Source organism: uncultured Bacteroides sp., from assembly GCF_949298305.1.
GTDB lineage: Bacteria > Bacteroidota > Bacteroidia > Bacteroidales > Bacteroidaceae > Bacteroides.
Genome location: NZ_CASFWU010000025.1, coordinates 20,253 through 30,804 on the forward strand (window position 1 = coordinate 20,253; position 10,552 = coordinate 30,804).

The following is a 10,552-nucleotide window of genomic DNA, read 5'->3' on the forward strand; positions in this document are numbered from 1 at the left end:
GTTCGGCTTGCCTTTACAGGTAATTCCGTCACTGTTTTCAGCATTTCGGCTTAACTGCCAACCAAGAATTAATTTCAGAGACTAATATAGAGAATTCATCACTCCAAATGTCGGAAGAATCTTATTAAACTTCATTTCTGCTTCTACAGTGAAAACTACTCTACAGGGTAGTGGAAAAGTCTCACGAAGTAGGGAACTTTGCAGCAGAAAACTAAAACTATCATACAATGAGATTGGTCAAAGTATTTTTTTCAGGACTTTTTGGTAGCATATTATCTGTCAGTTTGCCAGCACAAACCCTAAGCGGAAAATTGATTGACGAGAACAGCCAGTCTTTGCCTTACGCCAATGTAGTACTACTGTCCTTGCCGGATTCGGCATTTGTTAGCGGAACTATCAGCGGTGAGGACGGTTCTTTCACTCTGGAGGCAACATCGGAAAATCAGATAGTGAAAATATCCTCTATCGGATATCAAACCGTGTATAAACCGACTGTTCCAGCCAATATAGGTATCGTGAAGCTCTTATCGGATGCACAACAATTAGGAGAGGTCGTAATAAAGGCCGACTTGCCTAAGACACGTGTAAAAGGGAATGCCATGGTGACGACCGTGGCAGGAAGTGTGCTTGAAAAAGCCGGCACAGGCAATGACTTACTCGACAAAATACCGGGTTTGTCTGCCGATGACGGCTCGGTTAATGTTTTCGGAAGCGGAGTAGCGGAAATCTATATCAACGGAAGAAAAATGAGAAACAGCTCGGAGCTTGACCAATTGTCGTCCGATGAAATAATAAGCGTAGAAGTGCTTCGTAATCCCGGCGCCCGGTATGACGCTTCGGTAAAAGCCGTTGTTCGCATCATAACCAAAAAGCCACAGGGAGAAGGATTCGGTTTCAACAACCGTGCATACGTGGGATACCAATATGACCTTGCTTTGCTCGACCAGTTCAACTTCAATTACCGCAAGGGAGGATTCGACCTCGGAGGAATGCTGTTCGGCAGGGACAGCAAGTTTGAAGAAAACAAGATACTGACACAGAAAACATACCTTGATAAAGTATGGACACAGAACTCGGATATGAAAAGTCCGTTCCACACTCAGGAAATTGCAGCCATGCTTTCCTTGAATTATCAGTTCAACGAAAATCAGGTGGTGGGAGTAAGGTATGACTTTGGCAGAAACCCTCAGATTGAGATGCGACTGGATATGAATTCTTCGATTCATGTGGATAATCTATTAGAGGAAGAAAGTAAGAGTAATACACATTCTATGACCACAAACAACAGGCATACCGTGAATGCTTATTATAATGGGGATTTCAATGATTGGAATGTGGATTTCAATGTGGATGGAATGTGGATAGACAATAATAATCCTATCGTGGCAGAAGAATATGTCAAGCAATCGGACCATACGGAAGAATACAGCACCATCCATACACTGGGGAAAAGTCGGAATGAACTCTATGCCGCCAAACTGATAATGGAACACCCGTTATGGGAGGGCAATCTCTCCATAGGCGGTGAATATACTTACAGCAGCCGCACAGACAGCTATGTAAACGATGAAAATATTATACCTGACAACGAGAACCGAATCAGAGAAAATGCCGTATCTGCCTTTGCCATGTATGCACGCAGCTTCGGTCAGTTGCAAGCTCAGGCGGGTGTGAGGTATGAGCATCTGAACTCCGATTACTATGAGTTCGGAAAAAGAATGGATGGGCAAAGCCGTACATACGACAATGTATTTCCGTCCGTGTCCGTATCCTATCCTATAGGTAAGGTTCAGTTGATGGTAAGTTATTCAGGCAACATAGAACGGCCAAGCTACTACAAACTGTCCAGTGCAGTGACCTATGGCAACAAATACACCTATGAGAGTGGAAATCCGCTGCTGCGTTCTTCGATACAGAATACACTCTCGCTCAATACATCCTGGAAATGGCTTTATTTTAATGTGAATTACAGTCGCATCAAGGACATGCAGATACAGGTAAGTAAATTATATTCAAATGCAGATCCTTCCATTTCTCTGTTTACGCATACCAATGTTCCTAAAGTGGACAAGCTGAATGCCACCTTATCTGCATCGCCGACGATAGGTATCTGGTCGCCACAGTTTGCAGCCATGTACAGCCAGCAATGGTTTGTGATGGATACCCCCGACGGACCTAAAAATCTTAACAACCCAATCTGCTTTTTCCAGTGGAACAATACATTCAGCTTTCCTAAAGATTTCCAACTGAACATAGATTTGGAGACTTCCACACGAGGAGAAGACAGCAGCTGCCGCATTATTGAACCCGGAAGTTCGGTAAATCTTTCCCTGTATAAAGGATTTTGGGATGGAAAACTGACCGTACAACTGCAAGCCAACGACATCTTCAATACTTCATCCTCGGACATACTGATGTACAGCGGTAACCGAATTACAATACTTCAGCCGGAATCGCGCCGCAGTTTCGGTATGACCATACGATACAAGTTCAATGCTACGAAGAGCAAATATAAGGGAACCGGAGCCGGAGACAGTCAGAAAAACCGTATGTAACTTATGACAGTATCCATTTCTTACATAAATCTCTCATGGGCTGTTGTGGGCATCATCGACAAGGATGTCCGCAACAGCCTTCAATCCATGAAGCGTCCGGACGAACCGATAGAAGCTACTATCGAAAGATATGTAATCGGTTATCTGGGTTTCTGGCATATTGCCTTTATTGATAAAGAAAAGATGAACCAATGTAACGATGAGAAGGTCATCGGGCTTGGACGGAAGAAGATGGAGGAATACATCGCTACCCATCCTCCAGTGGCAACTTTACCGAAGTTCTACATCGTCTTTCTAAATCAGCCTCAGATTGGCTGCGATACCCACGGCCTCAGTGATGTTTTCTGCGTGTAGTTTCTCAAAAAGTTTCTTCTTGTGAAACTTGACGGTATTGGCATCGATAAAGAGCGTTTCTCCAATCTCCGTGTTCGACAGTCCTTTGACGGAGAGCTGGAGAATCTCTTTTTCACGGTCGGAAAGAATCAGTTCAGGCTGTTTTCTCCATCGTCTTCCCTCGAATGAGTAGAAATACCTGTCAGTACATGTATGGTCTGAAATAACTACATCTCCGATAGTTTTCTCCGGTGACAGTGAAACTGTACATAGAGCCAGCCATATATCTCCGCTGTTACTCAGTAAGGCTGGTGTCAGTTTGTGGTGGATAAGGTGCGAATGCTTTTCCGAGGTGCGGATATGAAAGTTATACTCGATGGACAAGTCGAGTCTTTTTTCTATCGGCTGGTTGTAGTAGAACCGGAATCCGGCTTCGTTGATTTCCATCAGACGGTTTATCTCGTCAGGCGGAACCACCTCAAAATAGAAGGCATAACCTTTCTGCTGCACTTCTTCCGGCGTACGACCGCAGAGAAACAGCGGATTGGACGATACGTAAAGGAAGTTCTTGCGGTGATAGTCTATGATGTACAGACTGTGATTTGTATTGCGTGCCAGCGCATTGGTTGTGGCAATACATATCCTGGTCTTGTCATAATCACAGCCGGGAATTTCCATCCGCGAATTGACAGGACGAAAAAAGTCGTTTATCTCCTTTTGTTGCATAACTGATGTTCTGATTGACCGTGCAAAATTATAAAAAGTACAGGGCACAGTAAAGACGGGAGGGCGCTTTTTTGAATTGTTTTCGGGGATGTTTGGAGTAAATCAATCCGGCTTTCCGAAACAAAGCACCCGCGCTATGGCTTGGGGCATAGCGCGGGAGCAGGAAGTAATGCCGATAAATTTCTGAGAGAGATTTTTATTTGTTGATATCCATCAGCCATTTGCCGTCTTTCTTGACCATGGTCTGAGAGTCTTCGTCCACTTCTCCGTTGCCGAATGTCTGTTTGAACTTGACAACAGCGCTGTTGCCGTCTTCGGCAATCTCTTCGGAGATAATCTCTATGCTCTCGATGCCGCCTTTCTTTTCAAACTCTTTGGTGCCTTTTTCTTCCAGGAGGCTGATCCACATTTTCTTTTGCTGTTCTATTTCTTCACCACTCAGACCGTCCTTGAAGGCAATGCCGTCTACAAACTTTTCATAGTTGCCCTTCTTGGCTGCTTCCATGTATTGCTCCAATGCTTTGCCCGGAGTGCTGGTCGAAGAACAAGCGGCCATCACGAACATGGCTACAGCCATCATACTTAAATAAAGAAATCTCTTCATACGCTTTTTCATTTTTAAACGTGAATAAAAACATGTAACTAAAAACTGTATATCAGACGGAGCTTGTCGCTCTGTGCAATATCGCTGGGCAGGAGGTAGTCACCGCCGAGGCCGGGAATGCGGATGTGGCTCAGACGCCCTTCGGACAGGTCAATCCCTTCTTTCTTATAAACATGGTCAATCAGTTCGGTACAATACATCCGGGTGGTATCCGTCAGGTCGTAGTCGTGGTCGAACAGAATGTGGGCCTGGTGCAGCATGAGGGCGTGTGTAGCGGCCCGTTCGGCGGCTTCTGCCTGGTCTTTTACTCTCAAGACAGCACCTTTGGCAGCCTTTTTGACGGCAAAGAATTGTTCTACGGTTTCCAGTTTTACTCTGTCTACATCGTTTTCGTGGTCGGGCTCTCCCGGTACGGCATGTATGACGTGCCATTTCCCGTCTATCCGTTTGAGTATGCCCACGTGTGAAAAGTCTCCACTTTTGTCTGCCGCCAGTACAATCCGGCTTGTCAATCCCGTTCCCCTTCTGAAGGCAAGGTCTCCGTCGTGGAATGTGTCTGCCGGCAGATGAATTTCTCCTCTGTTCCCTTTCTCCATACATCCGTTCAAGATGATGAGGCAGAGCAGGACACCTGTAATCCGTGATATATGTACTTTTCTAATCATTTTTTTGCAAAAATAAAGAATAGTTGCATATATCCAACATAAATAGAACTTTTTTTGTAAAAAGTTATAATGCTCCTGAGCGGACACGGCTCAGCGTTTCCGGGGTCATCAGCAGATAGGAGGCTATGTTGGCTAAAGGCGCCCGCTTGACTACTTCGGGATGAGTACGCAGCAGGAGGTTATATCGTTCGCGTGCTGTTTCAAAGCGCCAGGAATCGGCTTTGATTTGAGATACAATCAGGGAGAATTCCAGTATCTTCCGGTAGAACATATTGATTTCCCACGATACTTCGGTCAGCAGGAGGAGTTTGTTATATGGCAGCAGGTAGACGACGCTGTCTTCAAGGGCTTCAATCATCAGGTGGGTAGGTTCGTGCTTCAGCGTACTTTCTATGCAAATGACAATGCAGCCTTCGTAGGAGAAATGTTCGGTGACATCTTTTCCGTTCTTATAATAGAATTGGCGTACCATCCCTTTGCCAACGATTACCAGATTTTGGCTGATTTGTCCTTCATCAAGGAGCAGGTCGCCTTTTTTCACCTCTTTGCGGATCAGGATTTCTTCCAGTTGCCTTCTTCCCTCGGGAGACATGTCTGGGTAGCGCGAGTTGACCGCAGCGTTCACGGTTTCTTTTAAAAGTAAATCCATAAGGCCAAGTCGTATTTTAATTTTGCCTGCAAAGATAACTTATATAAATGAGATTTCAAATTGGGGCGGAATGAGTGTGGGTAGAACGCGGATGAAAGCGAAGGACTGGGGAGGAGACAGGTAAAACAACTTATTTTTTTGCAGGTATTACGTTTTGACTGTTAACCTGTTACGGGAAACAGTATGAAAAGTGTGAAAAAAATATGCTGGAAAGATTTGCACAGTCCAAAAGTTTCCCCTACATTTGCACCGCATTTGAGAGATAATGCAGGTGAAAGGAAGTTTGGGTGAGTGGCTGAAACCACCAGTTTGCTAAACTGACGTACGGGATTTCCGTACCGGGGGTTCGAATCCCCCAGCTTCCGCCTTTATGCACTCTTAGCTCAGTTGGTAGAGCAACTGACTCTTAATCAGTGGGTCCAGGGTTCGAATCCCTGAGGGTGTACCAATGAAAATGGTGGATTCGTCTAATGGTTAGGACACATGCCTCTCACGCATGCAATACGAGTTCGATTCTCGTATCCACTACACGAAACGGTCGTCTTGAGAAAGGCGACCGTTTTTTTATGCATTTATTTTCGCCCTCTGAGAATACTTCCTATCTTTGCAATATTAATCGGAAAAATTAGAATCGAATTGGATTGGCTGTATAGTTTGTTTGTTGAGCACTCTGCCTTGCAGGCGGTAGTTGTACTTTCGTTGATTTCCGCTATCGGATTAGGATTGGGGAAGATACATATCTGCGGAATCTCTTTGGGAGTAACTTTTGTTTTCTTCATGGGAATTCTATGCGGGCATTTGGGGTTGTCCATTGACCCGCAAATGCTTAATTATGCCGAAAGCTTCGGCCTGGTGATTTTTGTCTATGCGCTGGGCTTGCAGGTAGGGCCGGGTTTCTTCAGCTCGTTTCGTCAAGGCGGTGTGCAGCTGAACATGCTGGCCGTGGCGGTTGTCCTGATAGGTACGTTGCTGACCGTAGCCGGCAGCTATGCGTTCGGCATTTCCTTGCCGGATATGGTGGGAATCCTTTGCGGTGCCACGACCAATACGCCCGCTTTGGGTGCCGCCCAACAGACCTTGAAGCAGATGGGCATGGAGGCCAGTACGCCGGCGTTGGGTTGTGCGGTGGCTTATCCGTTGGGCGTGGTCGGGGTCATATTGGCCGTGCTTGCCATTCGGAAACTGCTGGTGCGGAAAGAAGACCTTGAACTGAAGGAGAAGGAAGACGAGAACAAAACTTATATCGCCGCTTTCCAGGTACACAATCCGGCCATCTTCGGCAAGAGCATCAAGGAAATCGGCGGCTTGCGGAGTTATCCGAAATTTGTGATTTCACGTTTGTGGCGCAACGGAACAGTCTGCATTCCCACTTCGGAAAAAGTCATTGAGGAGGGAGACCGCCTGCTGGTCATCAGTTCCGAGAAAGACGCACCTGCCCTGACGGTGCTCTTCGGAGAACAGGAGCATACGGACTGGAACAAGGAGGACATAGACTGGAACGCCATAGACAGCCAATTGATTTCGCAACGCATTGTGGTGACCCGCCCTGAGCTGAACGGCAAGAAGCTGGGCTCGTTGCACCTGCGCAACCATTACGGCATCAACATCAGCCGGGTCTACCGCAGCGGCGTACAGTTGCTGGCCACAGCCGGATTGAGGTTGCAGCTGGGCGACCGCCTGACGGTGGTGGGCGAGGCTGCAGCCATACACAATGTGGAGAAGGTGCTGGGCAATGCCGTGAAAAGTCTGAAGGAGCCCAATCTGGTCGGAGCCATTCCCATCAGCATTCCCGGCATCAGTGCCCCCGTGAAACTCGGTCTGGCCGGCGGCCCCATTATTGTGGGTATCCTGATAGGTACCTTCGGCCCGCGGCTGCACATGATTACCTACACGACGCGCAGTGCCAACCTGATGCTCCGCGCCCTGGGACTCTCACTCTACCTGGCCTGCCTGGGTCTGGACGCCGGCGCCCATTTCTTTGAGACGGTGTTCCGTCCCGAGGGGCTGCTGTGGATAGCGGTCGGTTTCGGACTGACCTTCCTGCCCGTCATGTTGGTGGGAATTGTCGCTTTCAGGTGGATGAAAGTGGATTTCGGGTCTGTGTCCGGCATGTTGTGCGGCAGCATGGCCAATCCCATGGCGCTGAACTATGCCAACGATACCATCCCTGGGGATAATCCTTCGGTGGCATACGCGACGGTCTATCCGCTCTGCATGTTTCTGAGGGTCATCATTGCTCAGGTGCTGCTGATGTTTTTGCTGGGTTAATGTCGTGTCCGCAATACGGAAGAACAAGAATAGAGTGAAACAGGAAAAGAAATTTGTTGGATTGTTAAATCATAAATAGATATGGGAACCATTACTACGGAAAGTATAGTCAGCGACCAAGGTACCGAACACTTCCTGACGGACATACACGGTGAGTACGAGGCCTTCCAGCATGTGCTGAAGAACGCTTCGGGAGCCGTCAAGCGGAAGGTGAACGAAATCTTCGGCCATACTCTGAGGGAAACAGAGAAGAAAGAGCTCTGCACACTGATTTATTATCCGGAAGAGAAATTGCAGTTGGTCAAGGAACGTGAGACTGACCTGGACGACTGGTACCAGATTACCCTCAACCAACTGGTGAAGGTCTGTCAGAACGTCTCGTCCAAGTACACGCGCTCCAAGGTGAGGAAGGCCCTGCCCGAGGAGTTCTCCTATATCATCCAGGAATTGCTGCACGAGTCTACCATTGAGCCAAACAAACATGATTACATCAATGTCATCATCAGTACCATCATCTCCACCAAGCGGGCAGATGATTTCATCATTGCCATGTGCAACCTGATACAGCGTCTGACGATTGACTCCCTGCACATCGTGGGCGACATCTACGACCGTGGCCCCGGCGCGCACATCATCATGGACACGCTTTGCGACTACCACAACTTCGACATTCAGTGGGGAAACCACGACATCCTCTGGATGGGGGCTGCGTCCGGCAACAACGCCTGCATTGCCAACGTCATCCGCATGTCCATGCGCTACGCCAACCTCGCCACGCTGGAGGACGGCTACGGCATCAATCTCCTGCCTCTGGCCACCTTCGCCATGGACACATACGCCGACGACCCCTGCACGATATTTGCTCCCAAGATGAACTTCTCTGACGGGACGTACAACGAAAAGACCCTGCGTCTCATCTCGCAGATGCACAAGGCCATCACCATCATCCAGCTCAAGCTGGAGGCCGAAATCATCAGCCGCCGTCCCGAGTTCGGCATGGAGGGACGCAAGCTGCTGCACAAGATTGACTTCGAGCGTGGCGTATTCGTCTACGAAGGAAAGGAATATCCCCTGCGCGACACCAACCTGCCCACTGTCGATCCCGCAGACCCCTATCGGCTGAGTGACGAGGAACGCGAACTTGTAGATAAAATACACGCCTCGTTCATGAACAGCGAGAAGCTGAAGAAGCACATGCGCTGCCTCTTCACCTACGGCGGCATGTATCTGGTCTGCAACAGCAACTTGCTCTACCACGCTTCCGTGCCCCTGAACGAGGACGGCAGCTTCAAGCACGTCCGCATCGGCAAGAAGGAATACTGGGGACACAAGCTCCTGCTCAAGGCCGACCAGCTGGTGCGCACCGCCTACTTCGACGAAGAGGGTGAGGAAAAACAGTTTGCCCTGGACTACGTGTGGTACATGTGGTGCGGCCCCGACGCCCCTTCGTTCGACAAGGACAAGATGGCTACTTTCGAGCGTTATTTCGTAGGCGACAAGGAACTTTGCAAGGAGACGAAGGGGCACTACTACACGCTGCGCAATCGCGCCGACATCTGCGACAACATCCTCCGCGAGTTCGGTGTGGAGCCTGGGCCTCACTCCCATATCATCAACGGCCACGTCCCCGTGAAGACCATCAAGGGCGAGCAGCCCATCAAGGCCGACGGCAAGCTGCTGGTGATTGACGGCGGATTCTCCAAGGCCTACCAGCCCGAGACGGGCATCGCCGGATATACGCTGGTCTATCACTCCCATGGCCTCCAGTTGGTGCAGCACGAACCTTTCCAGAGCCGCCAGAAGGCCATCGAAGAGGGGCAGGACATCAAGTCCACCACCTTCGTCATCGAGTTCAACTCGCAGCGCATGATGGTGAAGGACACCGACAAAGGCCGTGTGCTGGTGACCCAGATTAAGGACCTGGAGAAGCTGCTGGTGGCCTACCGCACAGGCTATATCAAAGAGAAGGAATAAGCCGTCCGGGCGGTACCCGGAGCGTCAGGCGGGTGTCGGGCCGATGCTGCCCTCTGCGGGCAGACATCGTCGGCCCGGCATCCGCCTTTGTCTGCTATTATTACCTGCTGACGGATGGGGTGTCCGGTCGTTGTCTGCGGTCGGGGGCTTGCGGGGAGCGTTTTGCAGGGCATTGATAATCAGCAGATTTCTGGCTGCTGGAAAGCCTCTCGTCAGCCTGCGGGCAGACGTGCGGTCTGCCTGCGGGGAGACAGGTGGTCTGCCTGCGGGAAGACGGATGGTTTGCCTGCGGGAAGACATGCGGTCTGCCTGCGGGCAGACACGAGGTCGGGCTGAGGGAGGGGAATGATGTAAATCCCGTTTACTATCCTTCGAGGGACGCTTTTACTCCAGTCCCGTGTCCCTGTGTGCTCAGTACTTGAACAGGACGGCTCCGCCTTCCACAATCAGCCCCTTGTCGAAGGTGCCGCTATGCCCGTAGCGTCGGCTGGCGCCGTAGCCTCCGGTCAGGAAGAGGCCCAGGCGGTCGGTCAGGCGGTATTCCAGGTTGGCGCGTGCCTGGAGGGCATAGAGTCGGGCGGGTAGTCCGAGGTCTTTGTTGCGGAAGGTTTCGATGTGCTGGTAGCCCAGGTCGCCGCTGAGGTAGAGCCGGTGGCAGAGCGGAATTTCCAGTCCGGCGCGGTAGAAGGCCGCTGCCGAGAAGCGGTCGCCGAAGTCCAGGTAGTGGGTGCCGCCGCCCAGGATGGTATAGAAGAGCCGGTTCTTGAAGCGCACGCCG

Annotated in this window: 8 protein-coding genes, 3 tRNA genes and 2 pseudogenes; 7 read left to right on the top strand and 6 right to left on the bottom strand. The window is 49.8% G+C overall.

Annotated features, from left to right (window positions below; all coding sequences use genetic code 11):
* Positions 1-227: 227 nt before the first annotated feature.
* Positions 228-2,555, top strand: a complete 2,328-nt coding sequence (locus Q1Y74_RS05040; protein WP_300812639.1) for a TonB-dependent receptor — start codon at positions 228-230, stop codon at positions 2,553-2,555.
* Positions 2,556-2,558: 3 nt separating this feature from the next.
* Positions 2,559-2,909: a hypothetical protein gene (locus tag Q1Y74_RS05045; protein WP_300812640.1), complete on the top strand. Its 351-nt coding sequence runs from the start codon at positions 2,559-2,561 to the stop codon at positions 2,907-2,909.
* Here the strand turns inward: Q1Y74_RS05045 and Q1Y74_RS05050 are convergent.
* The 4 genes from Q1Y74_RS05050 to Q1Y74_RS05065 form a co-directional block, all read right to left on the bottom strand.
* Positions 2,850-3,614 carry a helix-turn-helix transcriptional regulator gene (locus tag Q1Y74_RS05050; RefSeq protein ID WP_300812642.1) on the bottom strand — a complete coding sequence of 255 codons (765 nt, stop codon included), beginning with the start codon at positions 3,612-3,614 and terminating at the stop codon, positions 2,850-2,852. The two genes, Q1Y74_RS05045 and Q1Y74_RS05050, sit on opposite strands and share 60 nt — an antisense overlap.
* Positions 3,615-3,810: 196 nt before the next feature.
* Entirely contained in the window at positions 3,811-4,218 is a 408-nt protein-coding gene (locus Q1Y74_RS05055) for a DUF4878 domain-containing protein (RefSeq protein ID WP_300812643.1), read from the bottom strand.
* A 38-nt stretch (positions 4,219-4,256) separates the two neighbouring features.
* The gene (locus Q1Y74_RS05060) at positions 4,257-4,883 is read right to left on the bottom strand and encodes a YiiX/YebB-like N1pC/P60 family cysteine hydrolase (protein WP_300812644.1); all 627 of its coding nucleotides are present in this window, start codon (positions 4,881-4,883) and stop codon (positions 4,257-4,259) included.
* A gap of 64 nt (positions 4,884-4,947) precedes the next feature.
* Positions 4,948-5,532: a cyclic nucleotide-binding domain-containing protein gene (locus tag Q1Y74_RS05065; RefSeq protein ID WP_300812645.1), complete on the bottom strand. Its 585-nt coding sequence runs from the start codon at positions 5,530-5,532 to the stop codon at positions 4,948-4,950.
* Between the two features lie 277 nt (positions 5,533-5,809).
* Between Q1Y74_RS05065 and Q1Y74_RS05070 the strand changes: the two genes are divergently transcribed.
* The 5 genes and pseudogenes from Q1Y74_RS05070 to Q1Y74_RS05090 form a co-directional block, all read left to right on the top strand.
* Positions 5,810-5,897 (top strand) — tRNA-Ser (locus Q1Y74_RS05070).
* A gap of 7 nt (positions 5,898-5,904) precedes the next feature.
* Positions 5,905-5,980, top strand: a tRNA-Lys gene (locus tag Q1Y74_RS05075).
* Positions 5,981-5,988: 8 nt separating this feature from the next.
* Positions 5,989-6,060, top strand: a tRNA-Glu gene (locus tag Q1Y74_RS05080).
* A gap of 108 nt (positions 6,061-6,168) precedes the next feature.
* A complete protein-coding gene (locus Q1Y74_RS05085) occupies positions 6,169-7,800 on the top strand; it encodes a putative transporter (RefSeq protein WP_300812646.1) in 1,632 nt (543 codons plus the stop codon).
* Positions 7,801-7,917: 117 nt separating this feature from the next.
* A pseudogene (locus Q1Y74_RS05090) lies at positions 7,918-9,774 on the top strand (fructose-1,6-bisphosphatase); the annotation flags it as partial.
* Between the two features lie 24 nt (positions 9,775-9,798).
* Here Q1Y74_RS05090 and Q1Y74_RS05095 read toward each other — a convergent pair.
* Together Q1Y74_RS05095 and Q1Y74_RS05100 are read right to left on the bottom strand one after the other, a co-directional pair.
* On the bottom strand, positions 9,799-10,074 hold the full coding sequence (locus Q1Y74_RS05095; RefSeq protein ID WP_300812648.1) for a hypothetical protein: 276 nt from the start codon (positions 10,072-10,074) through the stop codon (positions 9,799-9,801).
* Positions 10,075-10,185: 111 nt separating this feature from the next.
* A pseudogene (locus Q1Y74_RS05100) lies at positions 10,186-10,552 on the bottom strand (hypothetical protein); the annotation flags it as partial.